The organism is Collinsella sp. OM04-5 (assembly GCF_003439125.1).
Taxonomy (GTDB): domain Bacteria; phylum Actinomycetota; class Coriobacteriia; order Coriobacteriales; family Coriobacteriaceae; genus Collinsella.
This window is the reverse complement of the sequence record NZ_QSUU01000002.1, coordinates 97003-121128: the sequence shown is the minus strand read 5'-3', so window position 1 is coordinate 121128 and position 24126 is coordinate 97003. Positions and strand designations below refer to the sequence as shown.

The 24126-nt window shown below is 60.6% G+C and carries 29 protein-coding genes and 1 pseudogene; 29 read left to right on the top strand and 1 reads right to left on the bottom strand.

Translation table 11 applies throughout. The features are described 5' to 3' along the window. The first annotated feature begins 46 nt into the window (after window positions 1-46). The 3 genes from rpsG to rpsJ are packed head-to-tail and all read left to right on the top strand — an operon-like array spanning window position 47 to window position 3008. Entirely contained in the window at window positions 47-520 is a 474-nt protein-coding gene (gene rpsG / locus DXB53_RS01775) for a 30S ribosomal protein S7 (RefSeq protein WP_006235013.1), read from the top strand. 19 nt (window positions 521-539) lie between these two features. After that, a complete protein-coding gene (fusA, locus tag DXB53_RS01770) occupies window positions 540-2639 on the top strand; it encodes an elongation factor G (protein ID WP_022094183.1) in 2100 nt (699 codons plus the stop codon). Between the two features lie 60 nt (window positions 2640-2699). Continuing rightward, complete coding sequence (gene rpsJ / locus DXB53_RS01765) at window positions 2700-3008, top strand: 30S ribosomal protein S10 (protein WP_022094184.1); 309 nt, start codon at window positions 2700-2702, stop codon at window positions 3006-3008. 115 nt (window positions 3009-3123) lie between these two features. Here rpsJ and DXB53_RS01760 read toward each other — a convergent pair whose 3' ends face one another. Then, window positions 3124-3900, bottom strand: a complete 777-nt coding sequence (locus DXB53_RS01760) for a biotin--[acetyl-CoA-carboxylase] ligase (RefSeq protein ID WP_158556478.1) — start codon at window positions 3898-3900, stop codon at window positions 3124-3126. Window positions 3901-4076: 176 nt separating this feature from the next. On the opposite strand from DXB53_RS01760, the gene DXB53_RS01755 reads away from it, so the two are divergent. The 26 genes and pseudogenes from DXB53_RS01755 (at window position 4077) to DXB53_RS01630 (ending at window position 24126) form a co-directional block, all read left to right on the top strand. Then, complete coding sequence (locus DXB53_RS01755; RefSeq protein WP_117583075.1) at window positions 4077-5036, top strand: 3-oxoacyl-ACP synthase III family protein; 960 nt, start codon at window positions 4077-4079, stop codon at window positions 5034-5036. A 49-nt stretch (window positions 5037-5085) separates the two neighbouring features. Then, window positions 5086-5322 (top strand): acyl carrier protein, encoded by a 237-nt coding sequence (locus tag DXB53_RS01750; protein ID WP_117583074.1) that lies wholly within the window; start codon window positions 5086-5088, stop codon window positions 5320-5322. Between the two features lie 2 nt (window positions 5323-5324). Next, window positions 5325-6269 carry an enoyl-[acyl-carrier-protein] reductase FabK gene (gene fabK / locus DXB53_RS01745; RefSeq protein ID WP_117583073.1) on the top strand — a complete coding sequence of 315 codons (945 nt, stop codon included), beginning with the start codon at window positions 5325-5327 and terminating at the stop codon, window positions 6267-6269. After that, window positions 6257-7183: an ACP S-malonyltransferase gene (locus tag DXB53_RS01740; protein WP_117583072.1), complete on the top strand. Its 927-nt coding sequence runs from the start codon at window positions 6257-6259 to the stop codon at window positions 7181-7183. The genes fabK and DXB53_RS01740 overlap by 13 nt, the downstream gene beginning before the upstream one ends. A 30-nt stretch (window positions 7184-7213) precedes the next feature. Continuing rightward, entirely contained in the window at window positions 7214-7987 is a 774-nt protein-coding gene (gene fabG, locus DXB53_RS01735; protein WP_117583071.1) for a 3-oxoacyl-[acyl-carrier-protein] reductase, read from the top strand. 39 nt (window positions 7988-8026) lie between these two features. Beyond that, complete coding sequence (gene fabF / locus DXB53_RS01730) at window positions 8027-9274, top strand: beta-ketoacyl-ACP synthase II (RefSeq protein ID WP_117583070.1); 1248 nt, start codon at window positions 8027-8029, stop codon at window positions 9272-9274. Between the two features lie 3 nt (window positions 9275-9277). Then, on the top strand, window positions 9278-9751 hold the full coding sequence (gene accB / locus DXB53_RS01725; protein WP_117583069.1) for an acetyl-CoA carboxylase biotin carboxyl carrier protein: 474 nt from the start codon (window positions 9278-9280) through the stop codon (window positions 9749-9751). A gap of 9 nt (window positions 9752-9760) precedes the next feature. Beyond that, the gene (fabZ, locus tag DXB53_RS01720) at window positions 9761-10183 is read left to right on the top strand and encodes a 3-hydroxyacyl-ACP dehydratase FabZ (RefSeq protein WP_117583068.1); all 423 of its coding nucleotides are present in this window, start codon (window positions 9761-9763) and stop codon (window positions 10181-10183) included. 10 nt (window positions 10184-10193) lie between these two features. Continuing rightward, window positions 10194-11537 carry an acetyl/propionyl/methylcrotonyl-CoA carboxylase subunit alpha gene (locus tag DXB53_RS01715; RefSeq protein ID WP_117583067.1) on the top strand — a complete coding sequence of 448 codons (1344 nt, stop codon included), beginning with the start codon at window positions 10194-10196 and terminating at the stop codon, window positions 11535-11537. Next, window positions 11530-13248 carry an acetyl-CoA carboxylase, carboxyltransferase subunit beta gene (gene accD, locus DXB53_RS01710; protein WP_233503779.1) on the top strand — a complete coding sequence of 573 codons (1719 nt, stop codon included), beginning with the start codon at window positions 11530-11532 and terminating at the stop codon, window positions 13246-13248. Before DXB53_RS01715 ends, accD begins: the two co-directional genes overlap by 8 nt. Window positions 13249-13288: 40 nt before the next feature. Continuing rightward, a complete protein-coding gene (locus tag DXB53_RS01705; protein ID WP_117583065.1) occupies window positions 13289-14503 on the top strand; it encodes a PTS fructose transporter subunit IIB in 1215 nt (404 codons plus the stop codon). Window positions 14504-14653: 150 nt separating this feature from the next. Continuing rightward, window positions 14654-15808 carry a cation diffusion facilitator family transporter gene (locus DXB53_RS01700; RefSeq protein WP_117583064.1) on the top strand — a complete coding sequence of 385 codons (1155 nt, stop codon included), beginning with the start codon at window positions 14654-14656 and terminating at the stop codon, window positions 15806-15808. 39 nt (window positions 15809-15847) lie between these two features. Further along, on the top strand, window positions 15848-16474 hold the full coding sequence (locus tag DXB53_RS01695; protein WP_117583063.1) for a histidine phosphatase family protein: 627 nt from the start codon (window positions 15848-15850) through the stop codon (window positions 16472-16474). Window positions 16475-16923: 449 nt separating this feature from the next. Further along, window positions 16924-17544 carry a 50S ribosomal protein L3 gene (gene rplC / locus DXB53_RS01690; protein WP_035137484.1) on the top strand — a complete coding sequence of 207 codons (621 nt, stop codon included), beginning with the start codon at window positions 16924-16926 and terminating at the stop codon, window positions 17542-17544. 46 nt (window positions 17545-17590) lie between these two features. Continuing rightward, entirely contained in the window at window positions 17591-18217 is a 627-nt protein-coding gene (gene rplD, locus DXB53_RS01685; protein ID WP_006235032.1) for a 50S ribosomal protein L4, read from the top strand. Beyond that, complete coding sequence (gene rplW / locus DXB53_RS01680) at window positions 18218-18505, top strand: 50S ribosomal protein L23 (RefSeq protein ID WP_006235033.1); 288 nt, start codon at window positions 18218-18220, stop codon at window positions 18503-18505. A 179-nt stretch (window positions 18506-18684) separates the two neighbouring features. Further along, entirely contained in the window at window positions 18685-19515 is an 831-nt protein-coding gene (gene rplB, locus DXB53_RS01675) for a 50S ribosomal protein L2 (RefSeq protein WP_117583062.1), read from the top strand. 32 nt (window positions 19516-19547) lie between these two features. Next, the gene (gene rpsS / locus DXB53_RS01670; protein WP_006235035.1) at window positions 19548-19808 is read left to right on the top strand and encodes a 30S ribosomal protein S19; all 261 of its coding nucleotides are present in this window, start codon (window positions 19548-19550) and stop codon (window positions 19806-19808) included. A gap of 14 nt (window positions 19809-19822) precedes the next feature. Next, entirely contained in the window at window positions 19823-20194 is a 372-nt protein-coding gene (gene rplV, locus DXB53_RS01665; protein WP_006235036.1) for a 50S ribosomal protein L22, read from the top strand. 6 nt (window positions 20195-20200) lie between these two features. Then, the gene (gene rpsC, locus DXB53_RS01660; RefSeq protein ID WP_006235037.1) at window positions 20201-20911 is read left to right on the top strand and encodes a 30S ribosomal protein S3; all 711 of its coding nucleotides are present in this window, start codon (window positions 20201-20203) and stop codon (window positions 20909-20911) included. Next, window positions 20911-21306, top strand: a pseudogene (rplP, locus tag DXB53_RS01655) (50S ribosomal protein L16); the annotation flags it as partial. The gene rpsC and the pseudogene rplP, both read left to right, overlap by 1 nt. A 107-nt stretch (window positions 21307-21413) precedes the next feature. Then, on the top strand, window positions 21414-21629 hold the full coding sequence (rpmC, locus tag DXB53_RS01650) for a 50S ribosomal protein L29 (RefSeq protein ID WP_006235039.1): 216 nt from the start codon (window positions 21414-21416) through the stop codon (window positions 21627-21629). A gap of 16 nt (window positions 21630-21645) precedes the next feature. Then, window positions 21646-21906: a 30S ribosomal protein S17 gene (gene rpsQ / locus DXB53_RS01645; RefSeq protein WP_006235040.1), complete on the top strand. Its 261-nt coding sequence runs from the start codon at window positions 21646-21648 to the stop codon at window positions 21904-21906. Between the two features lie 118 nt (window positions 21907-22024). Further along, a complete protein-coding gene (gene rplN, locus DXB53_RS01640; protein ID WP_006235041.1) occupies window positions 22025-22393 on the top strand; it encodes a 50S ribosomal protein L14 in 369 nt (122 codons plus the stop codon). 13 nt (window positions 22394-22406) lie between these two features. Next, entirely contained in the window at window positions 22407-22712 is a 306-nt protein-coding gene (rplX, locus tag DXB53_RS01635; RefSeq protein WP_006235043.1) for a 50S ribosomal protein L24, read from the top strand. Window positions 22713-23046: 334 nt separating this feature from the next. Further along, complete coding sequence (locus tag DXB53_RS01630; RefSeq protein WP_117583061.1) at window positions 23047-24126, top strand: Gfo/Idh/MocA family protein; 1080 nt, start codon at window positions 23047-23049, stop codon at window positions 24124-24126.

The window sequence follows — 24126 nt, the reverse complement described above, 5'->3', positions numbered from 1 at the left end:
TGTGCCGTCTTGAGCGCCGCACGGTAGACACTTAAGGAGATTTCACATGCCGCGTCGTGCAGCAGCTAATCGTCGTGAGGTTCAGCCTGACGCCGTTTACAACAACCGCCTGGTGACTCAGCTCATCAACAAGGTCCTTCTTGACGGCAAGAAGGCCACCGCTGAGCGCATCGTTTACACCGCTTTCGAGATCGTTGCCGAGAAGTCCGAGGGTGGCGACGCTCTCGCTACCTTCAAGAAGGCTATGGACAACGTCAAGCCCACGCTCGAGGTTAAGCCCAAGCGTGTCGGTGGCGCTACCTATCAGGTCCCGATGGAGGTCAACTCCCGTCGTTCCACCGCTCTGGGTATCCGCTGGATCGTCAACTTCTCCCGCGCTCGCAAGGAGAAGACCATGGCCGAGCGTCTCGCCAACGAGATCCTCGACGCCTCCAACGGCCTGGGCGCTTCCGTCAAGAAGCGTGAGGACGTCTTCAAGATGGCCGAGGCCAACCGCGCGTTCTCTCACTATCGTTGGTAAGTTAAGGTAAGGAACTAACATGGCTAAGCCTAAGTACAAGCTTTCCGATACCCGTAACATCGGCATCATGGCTCACATCGATGCCGGTAAAACCACCACGACCGAGCGTATTCTTTACTACACCGGTAAGACCCACAAGATCGGTGAGGTCCATGAGGGCGCTGCCACCATGGACTGGATGGTTCAGGAGCAGGAGCGCGGCGTAACCATTACCTCCGCTGCTACCACCTGCTTCTGGAACAAGGACGGTAAGGACTACCGCATCCAGATCATCGACACCCCGGGCCACGTTGACTTCACCGCCGAGGTCGAGCGCTGCCTGCGCGTCCTCGATGGCGCTGTCGCCGTCTTCGACGCCGTTGCCGGCGTTCAGCCCCAGTCTGAGACCGTTTGGCGTCAGGCTTCTACCTTCAACGTCCCCCGCATCGCCTTCATCAACAAGTATGACCGCGTGGGCGCTGACTTCTTCAACGCTATCGAGACCATGAAGGATCGTCTCGACGCTAACGCTGTGGCCGCTCAGGTCCCGATGGGCGCCGAGGACAACTTCTGGGGCGTCATCGACCTGGTCACCATGACTGCATGGGACTTCAAGGCCGACGAGAAGGGCATGACCTACCCCGAGCCGATGGACGAGATCCCGGCTGAGTTCGCTGACATCGCTGCCACCAAGCGCGAGGAGCTCCTCGACGCTGCTGCCAGCTTTGACGACGAGCTCATGGAGAAGATCCTCATGGAGGAGGACTTCACCGTCGAGGAGCTCAAGGCTGCTCTGCGCAAGGGCGTCCTGGCCAACGAGCTCAACCTCGTCTTCGTGGGCTCCGCCTACAAGAACAAGGGCGTTCAGGAGCTGCTCGACGCTGTCGTCGACTACCTGCCCAGCCCGCTCGACGTTGAGGCCGTCACCGGTACCGATCCGGACACCGGCGAGGAGATCCAGCGTCATCCTTCCTTCGACGAGCCCTTCTCCGGCCTGGTCTTCAAGATCATGACCGACCCGTTCGTCGGTAAGCTCACCTATGTCCGCGTTTACTCCGGCCGCGCCGAGTCCGGCTCCTACGTGGTCAACGCTTCCAACGGTCAGCGCGAGCGTCTCGGCCGCATCCTCGAGATGAACGCTGCCGAGCGTATCGACCGTGACGACGCTGCCGCCGGCGACATCGTCGCTTGCGTCGGCTTCAAGAACTCCACCACCGGTGACACCCTGTGCGCCGAGGGCAAGGAGATCGTCCTCGAGAAGATCGAGTTCGCCAAGCCCGTTATCGACGTTGCCATCGAGCCCAAGACCAAGGCCGAGCAGGACAAGATGTCCCTGGCTCTGACCAAGCTCGCCGAGGAGGACCCGACCTTCCAGGTGTCCACCAACCACGAGACCGGCCAGACCATCATCGCCGGCATGGGCGAGCTGCACCTCGAGATCATCGTCGACCGTCTGCTCCGTGAGTTCAAGGTTGACGCTAACGTTGGTAAGCCCCAGGTTGCCTACCGCGAGACCGCTGGTCACGACGTCGAGAAGGCTGAGGGCAAGTTCGTCCGTCAGTCCGGCGGTCGCGGTCAGTATGGCCACGCCGTCATCAAGCTCGAGAAGATGGAGGAGGGCTTCGGCTACGAGTTCGTCAACGCTATCGTCGGCGGCGTCGTGCCCAAGGAGTACATCCCGTCCATCGACAAGGGCATCCAGGAGGCCCTGAACACCGGTGTTATCGCCGGCTTCCCGGTCCTCGACGTTAAGGTCACCCTGTTCGACGGTTCTTACCACGAGGTCGACTCCTCCGAGGCCGCCTTCAAGATCGCCGGTTCCATGGCTATCAAGGACGCCCTCAAGAAGTCCGATCCGCAGCTGCTCGAGCCGATCATGGCTGTCGAGGTCGAGACCCCCGAGCAGTACATGGGCGACGTTATGGGCAACCTCTCCGGTCGCCGCGGCAAGATCGAGGGCATGGAGGATCGCAAGAACAGCAAGCTCATCCGTGCCAAGGTGCCGCTGGGCGAGATGTTCGGTTACGCTACCGACCTTCGCTCCCAGACCCAGGGCCGTGCATCCTACACGATGCAGTTCGACTCTTATGAGCCCGCGCCCAAGTCCATTGTGGACGAGGTCATGAGCAAGAACGCCTAAGTTCGAGCTCCCTGTTACGTAATCCGCGAGAACATCTCTCGCACTCTTTGGAGGTTTAAGTTGGCTACCCAGAAGATCCGCATTCGCCTCAAGGGCTATGATCACGAGGTCGTCGATCAGTCCGCGAAGCTCATCGTCGAGACCGCTCAGAAGACCGGCGCTCGCGTTTCCGGTCCTGTCCCCCTGCCCACCGAGCGCAACCTGTACACGGTTATCCGTTCGCCGCACGTGAACAAGGACTCCCGTGAGCAGTTCGAGATGCGCACCCACAAGCGCCTCATCGACATCCTCGACCCCACCTCGGGCACCGTTGATTCGCTTATGCGTCTCGACCTCCCCGCTGGCGTCGACATCGACATCAAGCTCTAAGCGATATCGCTCATAGCTTAAAGGGCCCCGCTGCCGTTACGGTAGCGGGGCCCTTTTGTTTTTAATGATGGTTTGGACTGCCGGGTAATGCTGCCGAGTAGGTGGCTGCGGCGCCCTATTCGCTCAAGGGACGTAGCGATGCCTCCTCAAAATGGAAGGATCGCAAGCCGCCTTCCGTTTCGATACATGCGCGACCAAAGCCATCGACCGTTTTAAAGATGCCTCGCGCCAGCTCGTCCCCAGCGGGGGAGCGGGCGGTAACGCGCTCTCCAATCCAATTGAGATGAGCGATATATTCGCCGTGGACAGGCGCGAGCGGTCCAGCATCTTCTTCCATGGCGTTGAGACGCTCTACCCACGCATTTACAGCTTCTATAACTGCGTGATAGACCTCATCGAGGAGCACATCGACGGCGGGAACATTCTCGTTGAGGTCCGAGAGGCCAATTGCAGCCAGGCCGCCATCGGGCACCTCTTGGGGCGTGTAGTTTACGTTGACGCCAATGCCACAGACGGCGAAGGGCATGCCTTTGTTGTCGCGTGCCGCCTCGACCAGAATGCCGCCGAGCTTGCGTTCTCGCGCGACCAGGTCGTTGGGCCATTTGAGGCCAATCTCGTTTGCAAGACCTTGCGCCTCGAACGCTTCGAGCACTGCTAGGCCGCTGACGGCGGCAAGACCAGAATACTTTGTAGGATTAACGCATGGACGCAGGACAATCGAAAGCAATAGGTTGCCGGCGGTTGAATCCCACTTGTGGCCGCGCCGGCCGCGTCCTGCTGTCTGAGCCCGGGCGGCAAGTCCTGTGCCGTGCGGCACTCCTTGTTTTCCTGCTTCGAGCAGGTCATCGTTGGTCGATCCGGTTACGTCGACTATCGTTAATTTGGCATCCATAGCGGCTGCTACCTCCATAATGAATAAGTGAATAACGCAATGGTGTCGAGAGATAGACACAATGTGAAGCCTTTGTCGCATTTGGACAATTTAATGTTAACACGTCAACAACGACTGAAATGCGCTATCCTCTCTTGGTCGATGTAAACACATCAACAACTCAAAGGAGGTTAGTGATGGGTTTCACGATTCTTGGAACAGGCTCGGCGCTTCCTACGCGCAGTGTTTCCAATGACGAGCTGTCCGAGTTCCTCGATACCTCGGATGAGTGGATTTTTACCCGCACCGGTATCAAGAGCCGCCATGTGTGCACCACCGAGTCACTCGACGACCTTGCCGTGGCAGCGAGCGAGCAAGCGCTCCAGACGTCCGGAATCGATGCGAGCCAGTTGGATCTCATCGTCTGTTCGACGACGACGGGCGATCATCTCGTTCCTGCCGAAGCGTGCGCCGTTGCCGAGCGCCTGGGTGCCACATGTCCTGCCTTCGACGTTTCGGCGGCATGTGCCGGCTTTGTATTTGCGCTCGATGTCGCCGAGGGCTATATCGCCCGCAGTCGCGCCAAGCACGTGCTGGTTGTTGCCGCCGAGCAGATGACGCGCGCGCTCGATTGGACCGATCGTGCCACGTGCGTGCTCTTTGGCGATGGTGCGGGTGCTGCGGTCATAGAGGCTGGGGGAGAGAATCCCCTTGCTGTTGAGCTTTCGACGACGCCCGACGTCGAGACGTTACGCGTTCCCGGTCTGGTCGGTACCTCGCCGTTTAAGGCCTCCGCAGATAGCGAAAGCGTGCTTTCCATGAACGGCCGTCGCGTCTTCAAGTTTGGCGTCAATGCCATCTGCGACACGGTCAACAAGCTCGCTTGCGACGCGAGCATCGCGGTCGAGGACATCGACCACTTTGTATTCCATCAGGCTAACGAACGAATCTTGAGCCAGGCAGTCAAGCGCCTAGGTGTGCCGGACGACCGTGTGGTCCGAACGTTGCGTGAAACCGGCAACATCTCGAGCGCCTGCATTCCGCTTGCTCTTGATCGACTGGCAAATACCGGCGCGCTGCACGCGGGCGACACCATCGCCCTGGTCGGATTTGGCGCCGGTCTGGATATAGGCGGCTATCTGCTTCGTTGGAAGTAGTTGCACATAGGAAAAAACGCCCCTAGGGCACAAACAAAGGAGAACTACCATGGCAGATCAGAAGACCTTCGAGCGCGTTTGCGACGTTATCCGCGAGACCGCCGGTCTTGACGATGTCGAGATGAAGCCCGAGTCCACGCTCGAGGAGATTGGTCTCGACAGTCTGGGTACCGTCGAGATCCTCGTCGCCGTCGAGGACGAGTTTGGCATCCAGCTCGATACCGAGGAGAACCCCAAGACGGTCGGCGAGTTCGTCGATACGGTCGAGGCGGCATTGGAGAAGTAGTGATGCTCAAGTCTCCTCTCTGCGATCTGCTCGGCATCGAAAAACCCGTGTTCCAGGGTGGTATGGCCTGGATTGCCGACGCCTCGCTGGCATCTGCCGTGTCCGAGGCAGGCGGCTTAGGGATTATCGCGGCCATGAATGCCGACGCAAACTGGCTGCGCGATCAGATTCACGAGCTGCGCGCCAAGACGGATAAGCCCTTTGGCGTCAACGTTATGCTCATGAGCCCGTTTGCCGACGAGGTCGCGCAGGTTGTGATCGACGAGCAGGTGCCGGTCGTCGTGACGGGTGCCGGTAATCCCGCCAAGTACATGAAAGCTTGGAACGATGCGGGCATCAAGGTCATCCCCGTTGTGGCTTCGGTGGCGCTCGCCCGTCTCGTGGCACGTCGTGGGGCAACCGCTGTGGTTGCCGAGGGCACCGAATCGGGTGGCCACATTGGCGAGACCTCGACGATGGCACTGGTGCCGCAGGTTGTCGATGCGGTCGATATTCCCGTGGTTGCGGCTGGCGGCATCGCCGATGGCCGCGGTGTGGCGGCCGCCTTTATGCTCGGCGCTGCCGGCGTCCAGGTGGGAACACGCTTTCTGGTCGCAAACGAGTGCACTGTATCCGAACAGTATAAAGAGCTGGTGCTCAAGGCGGGCGACACGTCGACGCGTGCGACCGGTCGCTCGACGGGACATCCGGTTCGCGCCCTCAAGAGCCCCTTCACCAACGCGTATGCCAAGAACGAGGCGGCGGGCGCAAGCCCCGAGGAGCTCGGGGCCATGGGCACGGGCGCGCTTCGTAAAGCCGCAAAGGACGGTAATTACGAAGAGGGTTCGTATTTGTGCGGACAGATTGCCGGCATGGTCAACGAGCGCCAGAGCGCACGCGAAATCGTCGACGATCTTGTCGATGGCGCCGAGCATGTCCTGAAGGGTGCGTCCGCATGGGTAGCGTAGCGTTTCTGTTTGCCGGTCAGGGTGCCCAGCATCCCTCGATGGGCGTCGACCTCATCGAAGCATCGCCGGAGGCTGCCGAGGTGTTCGCCATTGCCGACGAGGTGCGCCCGGGGACGAGCGAGCAGTGTCGGAGCGCCTCGAAGGAAGAGCTCTCGCAGACCGAGAACACGCAGCCGTGCGTGTTCGTTCATGACCTGGCAGCGGCTATCGCCCTGCGTGAGCGCGGCGTGGTGCCTGCCTCCTGTGCGGGATTCTCGCTGGGCGAGGTCGCTGCACTCACCTTTGCGGGGGCATTCGATACGCGAGCCGGTTTTGAGCTCGTATGTGAGCGCGCGGCGCTTATGGCCGCGGCTGCCGAACGCCATCCGGGCGGCATGCGCGCCGTCATCAAGCTCGATGCAGCGCAAGTCGAGAACCTGGCTGCGCAGGCCGGCGAGGACTGCTGGCCGGTCAACTACAACAGCCCGCAGCAGACGGTTGTTGCCGGAGCGCCCGAGGCGCTGCAGGCGCTCGACGTCCTAGTAAAAGAGTCTGGCGGCCGCGCTATGAAAGTCGCGGTGTCGGGTGCATTCCATAGCCCCTATATGGCCGAGGCGACTGAGGGGCTGGCGACGTATATCCAAGCCGGTCACGCGCCGTCCCCGTTGCTCATTCCTGTTATGGCAAATATGACGGCGGCGCCCTATCCGGCCGACCCGCAGGCCGCATCGGAGGTGCTGGCCAACCAGGTGAGTCATGCCGTGCGCTGGGTCGACACACTGCATGCTCTACAGGATCAAGGCATCGACACGTTTATTGAGGTCGGTCCCGGCAAAACGCTGTCCGGCCTGGTCAAGCGTACGTTGAGCGACGTTCACGTGTATTCGTGCGAAACGGCCGAACAGGTCGCAGCTATTGCCGACGAGCTCGCATAGCCCACAGGGCTGTAATCCGAAAGGAATGACATGGGCAATTTGAACAACGGCGCGCTCGAGCGCGACAGGTCGCGCCGCGTGGCGCTGATTACGGGCGGCTCGCGCGGCATCGGTCGCGCTTGTGTCGTGGGCCTGGCGGAGGATGGCTACGATATCGCCGTCGTCTACGCCGGCAGCGTCGATGCGGCGCACGAGACGTGCGAGGTCTGCGAGGCGTCTGGCGCCACGGCGCGCGCATATCAATGCGACGTGGCCGACCCCGCCGCCGTCAACACATGCGTGGAGACGGTCCTGAGCGACTTTGGCTCCATTTGGGCGCTCGTCAACAACGCCGGCATCACCCGCGATGGCCTGCTCATGCGCATGGGCGATGATGCCTTCGACCGCGTGCTCGATGTCAATCTCAAGGGCACGTTCAATATGACGCGCGCGCTCAGCAAGACCTTTATGCGCCAGCGCGGCGGTTGCGTCATCAACATGAGCTCGGTTGTGGGCCTGATGGGCAATGCTGGGCAGGCCAACTACGCCGCCTCCAAGGCGGGCGTTATCGGCCTGACCAAGGCGGTAGCGCGCGAGCTTGCGCCCCGCGGCGTACGAGTGAACGCGGTCGCACCCGGGTTTGTCGAGACCGATATGACGGCAAAGCTCTCGGATAAGGTGCGCACGGCGTGCGAGGAGCAGATTCCCCTGAGGCGCATGGCGCGCCCCGAGGAAGTGGCCGGCGTGGTGCGCTTTTTGGCGAGTGATGCGGCTGCCTACATTACGGGCGAGGTCGTGCGCGTCGACGGCGGAATGGCGATGTAGAAACCAGGGCCGAAGAACGGCTTGGATGAGGAGACCATGATGGAACAGAGAGTTGCAATCACCGGTATCGGTGCCGTGTCGCCGCTCGGCAACACGGCGCTTGCCACCTGGGCGGCCATGTGCGCCGGCACGTGCGGTATCGGCCCGATCACGCACTTCGATACCGATGCGTTTGCCGTCAAGGTGGCGGCCGAGGTCAAGGGTTTTGACGGCAACGAGTACTTTGGCAAGCACGATGCCAAGCACCTGGACCCCTGCGTTCAGTTTGCACTGGCGGCGTCGGACGAGGCCATGCACGATGCAGGCTTTGATGTCGAGGGCGCCATCGATCGCGAGCGCCTGGGCGTCTACGTGGGTTCAGGCGTGGGCGGCATGCAGACACTCGTCGACAACGTCCACACGATTGCCGATCGGGGGCCTCGCCGTGCATCGCCCTATATGATCGCGATGATGATTCCCAATATGGCCTCGGGCAATATCGCGATCCGCCACAAGGCAAAAGGCCCGACCCTGCCCGTGGTGACCGCGTGCGCGACCTCGGCCCATGCCGTGGGCGAGGCGTTCCGCGCCATCAAGCATGGCTATGCCGATGCGATTCTCGCCGGCGGAGCCGAGGCGGCCATTATCCCCGATGCCGTTGCGGGCTTTACGTCCTGCCGTGCGTTGACCACCAACCCCGATCCTGCGACGGCTTGTCGTCCGTTCGATGCGAATCGCGACGGCTTTGTGATGGGCGAGGGCGCCTGCGTGCTCGTGCTCGAGAGCATGGAGCATGCGCAGGCGCGCGGTGCGCACATTTATGCCGAGGTCGTGGGCTACGGCAACACCGATGATGCCTATCACATCACGAGTCCCGATCCCGAGGCTGCCGGCATTGCCCGCGCGATATCGCTGGCGGTGGCCGAGGGCGACGTTAAGCCTTCCGAGGGCCTCTACATCAACGCTCACGGCACCTCGACCAAACTCAACGATTCGTCCGAGACGGTGGGCATCAAGCGAGCGCTCGGCGAGGACGCGGCGCGCGCCGCACATGTCTCGTCGACCAAGTCGATGACCGGTCACATGATCGGTGCCACGGGTGCCATCGAGGTCATGGCCTGTGCCATGGCGCTCGAGCAGGGCGTGGTGCCGCCGACCATTAACTACCACACGCCCGATCCCGCCTGCGATCTTGACTACACGCCCAATCGCGCGGTTCGCGCCGACCTTACCTGGGCGCTTTCGACCAACCTGGGCTTTGGCGGGCACAACGCCGCCATCGCGCTGCGTAGATATACGAGGAGCTAGAGCATGGATTCCAAAAGACTTGCCGAGATAGCCGATGTTATGGAGGACCGCGGCCTCACGCGCGTGCGCGTCGAGGAGCCCGATGGCACCGCGGTCGAGCTCGAGCGCGCGAGCGCCGCGCAGCCGGTTGCCGTGCCCATGCCTATGCCGGGTGCCGTGACTGCTCCGGTTGCGGCTCCCGCAGTCGCGCCTGCCGCACCGGAGCCCGCCGCGCAGGCGCCCGCCGCCGCACCGGAGTCCAAAGGCACCGAGGTGACCGCTCCCATGGTCGGCGTTTTCTACGCTGCCCCGGCGCCGGGCGACGAGCCGTTTGTGCACGTGGGCTCCAAGGTCAAGGCCGGCGAGACCCTCTGCATCATCGAGGCCATGAAGGTTCTCAACGAGGTGACGGCCGAGGCGGATGGCGAGGTGCTCGAGATCTGCGTGGCCGACGGCGACCTCGTGGAGTTCGGCAGTTGCCTTATGAGGATCGGATAGGTGGTATCCATGAACAAAGAAGAGCTCAAGAAGCTGTTGCCGCATCGCGAGCCGATGCTTTTGCTCGACGAAGCCGAGCTGGTGGGCGATGAGGCCCACGGCAAGATCACGATCACGGGCGACGAGTACTTTTTGCAGGGGCATTTTCCGGGAAACCCGGTGGTCCCCGGCGTGATTCAGTGCGAGATGCTCGCTCAGAACTGCTGCGTGCTGCTGATGGACGACGAGGAGGCGCGCGGCGCGACGCCGTTCTATACGAGCCTCGATAAGGTGCGCTTTAAGCGTCCGGTGCGCCCGGGCGACACGGTTGATCTGGTGTGCACCATCACGCGTGCGCGCGGGCCGTTCCGCTTTGCGACGGGTACTGCGAGCGTCAACGGTGAGGTTTGCTGCCGCGCTGATATGTCTTTTGCACTCATGCACGAAAGTTAAGGAAGGCTTCATGTTCGACAAAGTGCTCATCGCCAACCGCGGAGAAGTCGCGGTCCGTGTTATCCGCGCGTGCCGCGATATGGGCATCAAGACCGTCGCCGTTTATTCCACGGCCGATGCGGACGCGCTGCACGTGCAGCTTGCCGACGAGGCGTATTGCATCGGCGGCCCGCGTCTTGCCGAGAGCTACCTCAACGACGATGCCGTGCTCACCTGTGCCGTGAAGTCGGGGGCAAAGGCAATTCATCCCGGCTATGGCTTTTTCTCCGAGAAGGCGAGCTTCGTGCGCGACTGCGACAAGTATGGCCTGGCGTTTGTCGGTCCTTCGGCCGAGGTGATCGACAGCATGGGCGACAAGGACGCCGCGCGTCGAACGGCCGCCGCGGCGGGCGTACCCATCGTGCCAGGCTGCGATTTGCTCAAAAGTCCCGAGGAGGCGACGGCCGAGGCCGAGCGCATTGGCTGCCCCGTGCTTATTAAGGCGCGCGCCGGCGGTGGCGGTCGCGGCATTCGCAAGGTCGAGCGCGTGGAAGATGCGGCAAAGGCGTTCATCGAGGCACGTGCCGAGGGCGAGGCCGTCTTTGGCGACGGCGAGTGCTACATGGAGAAGTTCGTCGCGCCGGCGCACCATGTCGAGGTGCAGATTATGGCCGATAAGCAGGGCCATGTGTTTTCGCTCGGCGAGCGCGAGTGCTCGGTTCAGCGTCGCAACCAAAAGCTGATCGAGGAGAGCCCCGCGCCGTGCCTCGACGGACGCGACGACATTCGTGCTCGCATGCACAAAGCAGCGCGTGACCTGGCTCGTGCCGTCGGCTACGAAGGAGCCGGTACCATCGAGTTCCTGTATTCGGACGACGGCAATTTCTACTTTATGGAAATGAACACGCGCTTACAGGTGGAGCATCCGGTTACGGAGTTTGTGACCGATACCGACTTGGTCAAGTGGCAGCTGCGCGTGGCAGCCGGCCAGCCTCTGCCCTTTGAGCAGGAGGACATGCCGGTCCGTAACCACGCCATGGAGTGCCGCATCAATGCCGAAACGCCGGACTTTCTGCCGTCATGCGGAACGGTCACCGCGTTGCGTGTGCCGGGTGGTCCGCGCGTGCGCTGGGATTCCGCCATGTTTACCGGGGCCGCCGTTCCGCCGTACTACGACTCCATGCTCGGCAAGCTCATTGTGTGTGCGCCCACGCGTGACGGCGCCATTCGCAAGATGCGCTCGGCCCTGGGCGAGCTCGTGATTGAGGGCGTGAGCGAAAACAGCGAGCTTCAGCTCGACGTGCTGGCAAACGACGAGTTCTTGTCGGGCATGTACCACACCGATCTGATGGGGCATCTCTATGCTGATGAATAGAAAAGCGAAGACGGTCAACGTCCTCGAGGGGCCGATGACCGAGTCGTGCGCCGAGTTTCCCGCGCGCCACGTGTTTATCAAGTGCCCGGAGTGCCGCCGCGTGATCGATGAGGCACGCCTGCACGACAACCTCGAGGTCTGCCCCCGTTGCGGCAAACACTTTCGCGTGAGCGGTCGCGCGCGTATGCGCATGACGGTCGACGAGGGCACGTTTGAGGAATGGGATGCTAATCTGGCGTCGGAGGACTTCCTCTCGTTTCCCGGTTATGCCGACAAACTCAAGAGCGTGAGCGAGCGTTCGGGCGAGCGCGATGCCGTTGTGTGCGGCAGGGGCAAAATCTGCGGTTGCGATACAGCTCTCTTCTTTATGGATGCCAACTTTATGATGGGCTCGATGGGCTCCGTGGTGGGCGAAAAGATCTGTCGCACATTTGAGCGTGCGACCGAGCTGGGATTGCCAGTTGTCGGCTTTACCGTTTCGGGCGGTGCGCGCATGCAAGAGGGCGTGACATCGCTTATGCAGATGGCCAAGATTTCTGCGGCGGTTAGGCGCCACAGCGAGGCGGGCGGTCTGTATATCACGGTGCTCACCGATCCTACGACCGGAGGCGTAACCGCGAGCTTCGCCATGGAGGGCGACATTATTCTGGCCGAGCCCGATGCCCTGACGGCATTTGCCGGCCCGCGCGTGATCGAGCAGAACATGCATAAGCGCTTGCCCAAGGGATTCCAGCGCTCCGAGTTTTTGCTGGAGCACGGCTTTTGCGATGCCGTTGTTCCACGCGGCGAGATTGCGCTCACGGTAGGCGAGCTGCTGGCGCTGCACGAAGGGCATGCGCCCGGCTTGGGGGCACCGCATGAAATTGTGCATACGGGTCGTCGCGGCAAAAAGCTGGGGCACTTGTTTAAGCGCTCGGCCGCACCAAAAAGCGCGCTCGAAATCGTCAAACAGACTCGCTCGGCGAACCGTGCCACGGCAGGCGAGATGATCTCGTTGGGTCTCGACGGATTCGTAGAGCTGCACGGCGACCGCTACTTTGGCGACGATGCTGCCGTGGTGGGCGGCATTGGCTGGAAAGACGGGCGGCCCGTGACGGTTATCGCCATCGAGCGCGGTACCACGACCAAAGAGCGCATGCGTCGCAACTTTGGTATGGCACATCCCGAGGGCTACCGCAAGGCACGTCGCCTGATGCACCAAGCCGAGAAATTTGGCCGGCCGGTTCTGTGCCTGGTTGATACTTCGGGCGCGTTTTGCGGCATCGGTGCCGAGGAACGCGGCCAGGGCGAGGCGATTGCCCAGAATCTCATGGAGATGAGCGGCCTTAAGACGCCGATTGTCTCGGTGGTGACAGGCGAGGGCGGCTCTGGTGGCGCGCTGGCGCTATCCGTGGCCGACCGCATCCTGATGCTCTCGAGCTCGGCCTATTCGGTCGTGAGCCCCGAGGCCTGTGCGTCGATCCTGTGGAAGGATACCGACCGCGCGAATGAGGCCGCCGAAGCGCTTAAGCTCACGGCCCCCGATCTGTTGGCGCTCGGCATCATCGACGGCATTGTCGACGATAGGGGCCTGTCGCATGAGGAGATTGCCGGTGCCGTTATGTCCTCGGCATTTGATGCCTTCGATACGCTTGGGCGGCTCGACGACGCGACCCTCACAAACCTCCGCTACGAAAAGTACCGCGCAATCGGTCAGTACCGCACGATGTGACAAAGGGACAGTCCGCATGTCACATTGGGAAAGGCGTTCCATGTCACAAGTTTCTAACACCTCGTTTGCAACGACGGTCTCATCAAACGCCATGGCCGTGGTGGACTATCTGTCCAAAAGCATGATGTCGGCGCTGCCGTTTATTGTCTGTGCGGCGTTGTTCCGCACCGTCGCCGTCATTATGGGCGAAGGCATGCTGGGCCTGTGGTCTGCCGATTCCGAAATCTATCGCCTGTTCTACAGTTGGCTCTATAACGCCGGCTACTACTTTTTGCCCATCTATCTTGGTTGGGCGGCCGCCCGCCAGCTCGGTTGCTCGGAGCAGCTGGGCATGATGCTGGGCGGCGTATTGATTGCGCCTGATCTGCTTAAGCTTGTCGATGCCGCATCGACGACGGGGGCATCGATGACTTCCGTGTATGGTCTGCTTCCCGCGCCGGTCAATGATTACACGACGACTGTTATTCCGGTTCTCATCTCGGTGCCCGTGCTATGGCGAGTGGAGTGTTTCTTTCGGCGCGTTATCCCTCAGGCCGTGGCGTTTTCGTTCGTTTCGTTTGCGACCATGCTTGTCATGGTTCCGGTTTCGCTGTGTATCACGGCGCCGGCGGGCAGCTATCTGGGCATGCTGTTGGGCCAGCTTATGTTTATGCTTGGCAATTCCGGTGGCATCGTGTCGCTGCTCACGCTCATGGGGCTTGCCGCGGGCTGGGAGTTCCTTAAGATCGCGGGCGTCAGCAACGTTGTCCTATCGCTCGCCTATGCGCAGTTTATGAGTGTGGGAACGGATTCGTGCATTCTGATCGCCGCGACGATGGCAACGTTCGCCGTTTGGGGTATGCCCTTTGGCGCGTCGCTTCGCGTTGCGGATAAGGACGAGAAGACGCTCATGCTGGGCTATTCGATCTCGGGCGTGCTCGGCGGCGTAAGCGAGCCGGCGCTGTACGGTTGCGGCTTTAAATATGGCAGGTGCCTGACGTGCATGGCCATTGGCGGTGCCGTCGGAGGCCTTGTTGCGGCCGTGGGCCACGTTACGGCCTATACCATCGGCATGACGAATGTCCTCGTGGTCATTGGTTTTGCCACGGGCGGCATCTCGAACCTGCTGTGGTGCTGTGCTGCCGGCGGTGTGGCATTTGCGGTGTCTGCGGCGCTGAGCTACTGCTTTGGCGTGGTGCCGGCGAAGGGGCGGACGACGGGGGACGGAGCTGATTCACCCGAAACAGTGGCGAGCGCTGCTGAAGTGAGCGCATAAACCTGTGCGACACAAGGACGATTCCTTTGTCATGTTCCAAGGTCGTGGTCCGTGTGGGTTGCGGCCTTTTTGTATCTGTGGGGCAAAGTGGCTACACTACAATCCGTTTGAGCAATAGATATATAGGTAGTACCGTGGGGGCAGATAGAGATGGTCGAGTGGATCGTTCGTCGTGCGCAGGGCGACCGTGCGCGTGTAGGCACGTTGACGGGCGTGGTGTGTATTCTCGCCAATGTGGCACTATGCGCTGCGAAGGGTGTAATTGGCGTGCTGTCGGGATCGGTTTCGATTGTGGCGGATGCCATGAACAACCTGTCCGATGCCAGCTCGAATATCGTGAGCGTGCTGGGCTTTAAGCTGGCGAGCAAGCCAGCGGACCCTGAGCATCCTTACGGACATGGACGCTACGAGTATCTCTCGGGTCTGGTCGTGGCGGCGCTCGTGCTGCTGATTGGCGTTGAGCTGGTGAAGTCCTCGGTTGAGCGCGTCATTCACCCCGAACCTGTCGAGTTCTCGCTTGCCCTGGTGGCGGTTCTAGCGCTTTCGATGATTGTTAAGCTGTGGATGGCAGCCCTCAACCAAAAGCTCGGTGACCGCATTGAGTCCGAGACGCTGCACGCGACCGCTCAGGATTCCAAGAACGATGTCCTTGCTACGGGCGCCGTGCTGGCGTGCGCAATTATTTCGCAGATGACGCACATCAATCTTGACGCGTGGGTCGGCCTTGCCGTTGGCGCCTATATTGGTTGGAGCGGCTTTGAGCTCATCCAAGATACGGTGAGCCCGCTTTTGGGCCAGGCGCCCGATCCCAAGCTGGTCAAGCACATTCGAGACAAGATCATGAGCTACCCCGGCGTTTTGGGCGTTCATGACCTGATGGTTCACGATTACGGTCCGGGCAGGAAGTTTGCAAGTGCGCACGCCGAGATGGCGGCCGAGGCCAGCCCGCTGGAATCTCATGACACGCTCGACAATATTGAGCAGGCGTTTAGGAGCGAAGACGGCATGATTGTCACGCTCCATTACGACCCCATCGTGACCGACGATTCAAAGGTGGCGAGCATGCGCCTGCGCATCAACGCTATGGCTCAAGAGATCGATAGCCGCCTTTCGATTCATGATCTGCGCTGCGTGCCGGGCCCCACGCACACCAATGTGATATTTGACTGCGTGCGACCCTCGGATCTGCAGATGAGTGCCGAAGACCTAAAGCACGCGCTGGCACAACGGGTCGAATCCGAATATCCCAAGTCAATTGCCAAGATTACGATCGACGAAGACTACGTAGGACATACCCACGAGTAGGGCCGAGCCGATAAAGCAAATGATGCAGAAGGGGAGAGCATGAAGAAGCTATATCTACTCCGCCACGGCCAGACAGAATTCAACGTCAAAAAGCTGGTCCAGGGCCGCTGCGATTCACCGTTAACCGACCTGGGTCGTCAGCAAGCCGGGATGGCAGCCGCGTGGCTCAAAGCCCACAACGTCGTCCCCGACAAAGTGGTCTCATCACCCTTAGGCCGAGCCATGGACACGGCAAGTCTCGTCGCATGCGAACTCCTCGGTCCGGACGCCGCAGTCGAGCCCTGCGAAGGCATCATCGAGCGCAGCTACGGCTCCTTCGAAGAGGGCCCGCACGACGCCCTGCCCACCGACGTCTGGGATCCGGGCGAGGACCTGGTCCCCTTTGGAGGAGAAGGAAGTCATGCCCTGCAGGAGCGCATGGTAGGCACCCTCACCAACCTCATGGGCGCCGAGGGCATCGAAACCCTCCTAGCAGTAAGCCACGGCAGCGCCAGCCGCCAATTCATCAAGGCTGAAGCCCCAGAGGGCTACGAGCTCCCAACAAAACTCCCCAACTGCGCCATCATGATTTTCGATTTTGACGAGGAAGATTTGCAAGGAGAGGGCGATAGGTCCCAATGCAAGTTCACTCTCCAGCAAATAGTGGACCCCCAACAAAGTCATTAGCCTGAACGAGCAGAGTTAAGCAGACATCAACGTGTCGTCTCCCGAGCTTGGCAGAGGTGCGGCGAAATATATTAAGTTTGTCGCGAGTTCCGCACGCAAAGGAAAGCACTTAATGTGCTTTCCGTCTTGCGCAGGACTGTAGAGCAGCAAACTTAATATATTTCGCCGCCCCTCTGCCAAGCCCAGGCGACTCCACGCACTTTACCTGCGTAAACAATGTGAGTGAAATATGAATCTCGATGGATACGCCCGCAGCCGTGTATACTAAACAGCTGTGTGTAACCAGGGGAGTATTCTGGCTGGACAAAATGCCTGCTTAATAGGGTTGTCAGGTAGTCCGGGCGAAATACAAGGCTGGGGAGCACGTCGTGTAAGTAGTGGTCCTCTAGGGGCGTACGCTCGGTGGTGTACGCATTGTCCCAAGACCACGCGAGAGTTGGGATCATATCTTGATCAGCATGATTCTCGGCCGCAAGATTGGCATGACCCAGGTTTGGGACGAGGACGACAACGTCGTTCCCGTCACGGTCATCCAGGCTGGCCCCTGCGCTGTCTCGCAGGTTAAAACTCAGGCAACCGACGGCTATGACGCCGTCCAGATCGGTTTCGGCGACATCAAGGCCAAGAACGTGAACAAGCCCATGGCTGGTCACTTCGCCAAGGCTGGCGTCGAGCCTGTCCGCTTCCTTCGTGAGGTCCGCGTCGAGAACGGCGAGGAGCACAAGGTCGGCGAGGTCGTCACCGTCGCTGATTTCGCTGATGTCGAGAAGGTCGACGTCATCGGTACCTCCAAGGGTAAGGGCTTCCAGGGTCGCATCAAGCGCTGGGGTCAGCGCCGCGGTCCTATGACGCATGGTTCTCACTTCCAGCGTCACCCCGGTTCTATCGGTCAGTGCGCCTATCCTGCGCGCGTCCTCAAGGGCGTCAAGATGGCCGGTCACATGGGTAACGAGCGCGTTACCGTCAAGAACCTTTCCGTTGTCCGCATCGATGCCGAGCAGAACCTCATCTTGGTCAAGGGCGCTGTCCCGGGTGCCAAGAATGGTCTCGTCGCCATCCGTATGGCCTAAGGGCCCAGCCCATTTAGCCCAGCGTCATACCAAGGAGAACACTTAAATGGCAAAGTTTGAAGTAAAGAACAGCGAGGGCAAGAAGGTCGCCGAGGCCGAGCTCGCCGCTGAGGTGTACGGCATTGAGCCGAACATCCACGTTATGCACCACATCGTCAAGTGCCAGATGGCCTCTTGGCGTCAGGGCACCCAGTCTGCTAAGGGTCGCTCTGAGGTTTCCGGTGGCGGCAAGAAGCCTTGGCGTCAGAAGGGCACCGGCCGTGCCCGCCAGGGTTCCATCCGTGCTGCCCAGTGGCGTCACGGTGGCGTTGTCTTCGCCCCCAAGCCCCGTTCCTACGCTAAGCGTATGAACAACAAGGAGGTCAAGCTGGCTATGCGCTCCGCGCTGTCCGCCAAGCTGGCCGATGGCGAGCTCGTGCTCGTCGACGACTACGGCTTCGAGAAGCCTTCCACCAAGGCTGCTGTCGCCATGCTCAAGGCTCTCGGCCTTGAGGGCAAGCGTCTGACCATCATCGTTCGCGACGAGGACGTCAACGCCTACCTGTCGTTCCGCAACATTCCCAAGACGTTCATCATCACCGCCGACGAGGCCAACACCTACGATCTCGTCAACAACAACGCTGTGCTGATGCCCGCCGACATCGCCGCTCACTTCGGGGAGGTGCTTGCATAAATGACCGCCCACGAGATCATCATCCGTCCGATCGTGTCCGAGCGTTCCTTCTCCGGCATGGAGCAGAACAAGTACACGTTCGAGGTCGCCAAGGATGCTAACAAGTATCAGATCAAGGACGCTGTCGAGGAGATCTTCGGCGTCAAGGTCGTTCGCGTGAACACCCTGACGGTCAAGCCCAAGACCAAGCGCGTGCGCTATGTCGCCGGCAAGACCCGTTCTTGGAAGAAGGCCATCGTCACGCTGGCCGAGGGCGACACCATCGAGGTCTTTGGCAACCAGGCCTAAGACTCGCTGCTGTTGAGTGAGCTCATGCCTCCCAAATAGGGGAGGCGAGAGCTCAAGGTTTTGGGCGTATAAAATGGACACGCCCGGAACCGTGTATACGTCCGGTGTCATCGCACCCGAGGCAGAACCTCGAATCCCTGTCTGCGATGGCTAACGGATTCCTATTGAAAGGGATTGTAATGGCTGTAAAGCACCTTAAGCCGACCTCCGCTGGTAGGCGTTGGCAGACGATCTCCGATTTCTCCGAGATCACCTGCACCAAGCCCGAGAAGTCTCTTCTCGAGCCCCTGCCCAAGAAGGCCGGTCGTAACAACAACGGCCGCATCACCACCCGCCACCAGGGCGGCGGCGTGAAGCGTCGTTACCGCGTGATCGACTTCAAGCGCAACAAGGACGGCGTGCCCGCCAAGGTTGCCACGATCGAGTACGATCCGAACCGTTCCGCTCGCATCGCTCTGCTGCACTACGCTGACGGTGAGAAGCGCTACATCCTGGCCCCCAAGGGCCTCGAGGTCGGTCAGACCGTCATGTCCGGTTCTGACGCCGACATCAAGCCGGGCAACGCTCTGCCCCTCGCCGACATCCCCGTCGGTACGCTCATCCACGCCGTCGAGTTCCAGCCGGGCAAGGGCGCCGCTATCGCCCGTTCCGCCGGTAACTCCTGCCAGCTGATGGGTAAGGAGGGCAAGTACGCTATCGTCCGTATGCCTTCCTCCGAGATGCGTCGCATCCTCGTTACCTGCCGTGCCACCGTCGGTGAGGTCGGCAACGCCGATCACGCCAACATCGTCATCGGCAAGGCCGGCCGTAAGCGTCACATGAACGTGCGCCCGACCGTCCGCGGTACCGTCATGAACCCTGTCGACCACCCGCACGGCGGTGGCGAGGGCAAGAACCACACCTCTGGTCGTCCCTCTGTTACCCCCTGGGGTAAGCCGACGAAGGGCCTTCGTACGCGCAAGAAGAAGAAGGTCTCGAACCAGCACATCATTCGTCGCCGTAAGAAGTAATTTCGGATACCGAGTTTTAGGAGAAAGCACTTATGAGCAGAAGTCTCAAAAAGGGCCCGTTCGTGGAGACTCGCCTTCTCTCGCGTATCACCGCGATGAACGAGGCTGGCAAGAAGGACGTCGTGAAGACCTGGTCCCGCGCGTCCACCATCTTCCCCGAGATGGTTGGTCACACCATCGCCGTCCACGACGGCCGCAAGCATGTGCCCGTGTATGTTACCGAGTCCATGGTTGGTCACAAGCTCGGCGAGTTCGCGCCGACTCGTACGTTCCGTGGCCACAAGGCCAAATAGGGGGTTAACCGTAAATGGCAACTAAGTCTATTGAAACTGAGGCCACCGAGGTTCGCGCCGTCGCTAAGTACGTGCGTGTTTCCCCCAGCAAGGCCCGCCTGGTGGTCGATCTGATCCGCCGCAAGCCTGTCGCTCAGGCCTTCGACATCCTCCACTTCTGCGACCGCGCCGTCGCCGTGGATGTCGAGAAGGTTCTCCGTTCCGCCGTTGCGAACGCCGAGAACAACAACGGTCTGCGTGCCGACAACCTGGTTGTCGCCGCTGCCTATGTTGACGAGGGTCCGACGCTTAAGCGCATCCGTCCCCGCGCCAAGGGTTCCGCTTCTCGCATTCTGAAGCGTACTTCCCACATCACCGTCGTCGTTGCTCCTCGAAAGGAGGCGTAAAGCTGTATGGGTCAGAAAGTCTACCCCACCGGCTTCCGTCTTGGCATCACCGAGAACTGGCGCTCCCGCTGGTTCGCAGAGAAGGATTACGCTAAGACCCTCGGTAACGATCTCGAGATCCGCAAGTACCTCGAGAAGCGTCTTTCCCGCGCAGCTGTCTCCCGCGTCGAGATCGAGCGCGCTGGCGACAAGGTGAAGGTTATCATCCTCACCGCTCGCCCCGGCGTTGTCATCGGTAAGAAGGGTGCCGAGATCGATACCCTCCGCACCGAGCTCGAGAAGGTCGCTGGCGTCTCCAAGGGCCAGCTCTCCGTCGACGTTGTCGAGATCAAGCGCCCCGAGCTCGACGCCAACCTCGTTGCTCAGTCCATCGCTGAGCAGCTCGAGGGCCGCGTTGCCTTCCGTCGCGCTATGCGCAAGGCTGTCCAGTCCGCCCGCAAGGCCGGTGCCAAGGGCATCCGTATCCAGTGCTCCGGTCGTCTCGGCGGTGCCGAGATGGGCCGTCGTGAGTGGTACCGTGAGGGTCGCGTGCCTCTGCACACCCTTCGTGCCAAGATCGACTACGGCACGGCTGTCGCCAGCACCACCATGGGTGCCTGCGGCGTGAAGGTCTGGATCTACCTGGGCGAGAAGCTCCCGGGCCAGCCTGTTCCCAACCCTGCACTCGAGGGCTCTTCCCGTCCTCGTCGTCGTAACTCCGAGAGGAGGGGTCAGTAGTGCTTGCCCCTAAGCGTATTCTTCACCGCAAGGTGCAGCGTGGCTCCATGAAGGGCCAGGCCAAGGGTAATACCGAGCTGCATTTCGGCGAGTTTGGTATCCAGGCTCTCGAGGCCCATTGGATCACCAACCGTCAGATCGAGGCCGCTCGTATTGCCATGACCCGCTACATGAAGCGTGGCGGTCGTGTGTACATCACGATCTTCCCCGATAAGCCCATCACCAAGAAGCCTGCCGAGACTCGCATGGGTTCTGGTAAGGGTAACCCCGAGGAGTGGGTGGCCGTCGTCAAGCCCGGCCGCATCATGTTCGAGGTCAAGGGCGTGCCCGAGGAGGTCGCTCGCGAGGCTCTGCGTCTTGCACAGCACAAGCTTCCCATCAAGACCAAGATTGTTGCTGCCAAGAACGCTGAGCAGCGCATCCAGAAGGAGATGGCTGAGGAGGCCGCTCTCGAGGCCAAGTGGGCTGCTGAGGACGCCGCCGCCGCCAAGGAGGAGAACTAATGAAGCCCGCAGAGATTCGTGAGCTCTCGGACGCTCAGCTCGTTGAGAAGCTGAAGGAAATGCGCGCCGAGCTCTTTAACCTTCGTTTCCAGATGGCCACCAGCCAGCTGGACAACACCGCTCGCGTCAACACCGTGAAGAAGGACATCGCTCGCGTCCTCACGGAGCAGCGCGCCCGCGAGATTGCAGCGGAGAAGTCCGCTGTCGCCGAGTAGGACCTAAGGAGAGAACATGACTGATTCGCGTAACTCGCGTAAGGTCCGTACGGGTGTCGTTACCTCCGTCTCCGGTGCCAAGACCATTGTTGTCACCATCACCGAGCGCAAGCGTCACCCCAAGTACGGCAAGATGATGACCAGCTCCAAGAAGCTGCACGCTCACGACGAGGAGTGCACGGCTGGCGTGGGCGACACCGTCCGCGTTATGGAGACCCGTCCTATGTCCAAGATGAAGCGTTGGCGCCTCATCGAGGTCGTCGAGCGCGCTAAATAAGCAGTCGCTCTTACGACTTGTACGTTTCCGAAGATGTGCGTATGCCTGGCTTGCATACCACGGGCCGTATAAAGGCTGCGCACCTCTCTTCGGTTCTTAGTTCGGAGGAACATCTACCATGATTCAGATGCAAACCATGCTGAACGTCGCCGACAACTCCGGCGCTCGCAAGATTCGCTGCATCAAGGTGCTTGGCGGTTCCAAGCGTCGTTATGCAGGCATCGGCGATGTGTTCATCGGTGCTGTCCAGGAGGCTACCCCTGGCGCCAACGTCAAGAAGAAGGACGTTGTCCGTTGCGTCGTCGTTCGCACCGTTAAGGAGATCCGCCGCAAGGATGGCTCCTACATTCGCTTTGATGAGAACGCCTGCGTTGTCATCAACAACGATGGTTCGCCCGTCGGCACCCGTATCTTCGGGCCCGTCGCTCGCGAGCTTCGTGACAAGAAGTACATGAAGATCGTCTCGCTCGCTCCCGAGACCCTGTAGTTAGGGGAGATATATGTATATCAAGAAGGGCGATAAGGTCCAGGTTCTCTCTGGTAAGGATCGCGGCAAGCAGGGCGTTGTCCTGCGTGCTCTCCCCGCCGAGAACAAGGTCGTTGTCGAGGGCGTTTCGGTCGTCAAGAAGGCCGTCAAGCCCAACGCTGCCAACCAGCAGGGCGGCATCGTTTCGCAGGAGGCTCCCATCGACGCCTCCAACGTCAATCTCGTCTGCCCCGAGTGCGGTAAGGTTACCCGCGTCGGTCACGAGAAGGACGGCAAGAACAAGCTGCGCGTCTGCAAGAAGTGCGGTCACAAGTTCTAAGCTGCCCGCAACATCAAGTTGCTAGCAAAGGCCCGGATGCCACGGCACCCGGGCCTTTTTCTATCCCTACTCATTGCACTCATTGGGGACAGACTTAAATGAGTGCCCTTAATGGGCAAGCATAGATGAGCGGGTGCGCTGTACAAATTGCTTGTGTGCGCGTTTATGCGCGTTAGATTGCGTTAATTGCACACCCATGCGTATAGATGCGCCGTTTTCGGGACAACAATGACCGTTTAGCGGTGAGATACGCAAAAACGCGCACAGAAGCGCGTGTTTGTGCGAATATAGAGCTGTCAGAAAGCAAGGCGTTCTATGACACAGGAGGCACATAATGGCAGATTCCAAGCAGGCTCCGCTCGACGCCGCGGCAGCCGCAAAAGCAGCGTTCGCTTCGGTCCAGGACAAGCCATTCCCCGATGATATCTTTACGGCTCCCGAGCTTCGTTGGGCTGTGATCGGGTGCGGCGTTATCGCCAACCAGATGGCCCAGTCTCTCGCTCTTGCCGGCCGCAAGCTTGCGGGCGTCGCCAACCGTACGCTGTCCAAGGCTCAGGCTTTTGCTGAGCAGTATGGCATCGAGAAGGTCTATGAATCGGTTGAGGACCTCTACGCCGATCCGGGCATCGACGCCGTCTATATCACCACGCCGCACAACACGCATATCACCTATCTGCGTGACGCGCTGGCCGCCGGCAAGCACGTGCTCTGCGAGAAAGCCATTACCCTCAATTCCGCTGAGCTCGACGAGGCGCGTGCCATCGCCGACGAGCACAACGTCGTCCTCATGGACGCCACCACGGTGCTTCATATGCCCTTGTATCAAGAGCTGCGCCGTCGCATGGATGCCGGCGAGTTTGGTCGCATGAACCTCGCCCAGCTCAACTTTGGTAGCTACAAGGAGTACGGCGATCTGACCAATCGCTTCTACAACCGCAACCTTGCTGGCGGTGCCATGCTCGACATTGGCGTGTATGCCCTGTCCGTCATGCGTCTCTTTATGGCAAGCCAGCCCATTGAGGTCGTTTCGTTGGGCAACACCTGTGAGACCGGTGTTGACGTTGCGGGCGGCATCGTCTGCCGTAATGCCGAGCAGCAGCTGGGTGTTGTGAGCCTCACGCTCCACTCCAAGCAACCCAAGCGCTCGATTATTAGCTTCGATAAGTGCTATATCGAGGTCAACGAGTATCCGCGCGCCGATCACGCGACTATCGTGTGGACTGCGGACGGCCACCGCGAGGAGGTCCACGCCGGCACCGAGGCTTACGCCCTTTGCTATGAGATGGCCGATCTTGAGAAGGCCGTTGCCGGCGACGACTCTAAGCGTGAGCTTCTGGGCTATGCTTCTGATGTTATGGAGCTGATGACCAAGCTACGCGCCGACTGGGGAGTCGTGTACCCCGAGGAGGAGTAA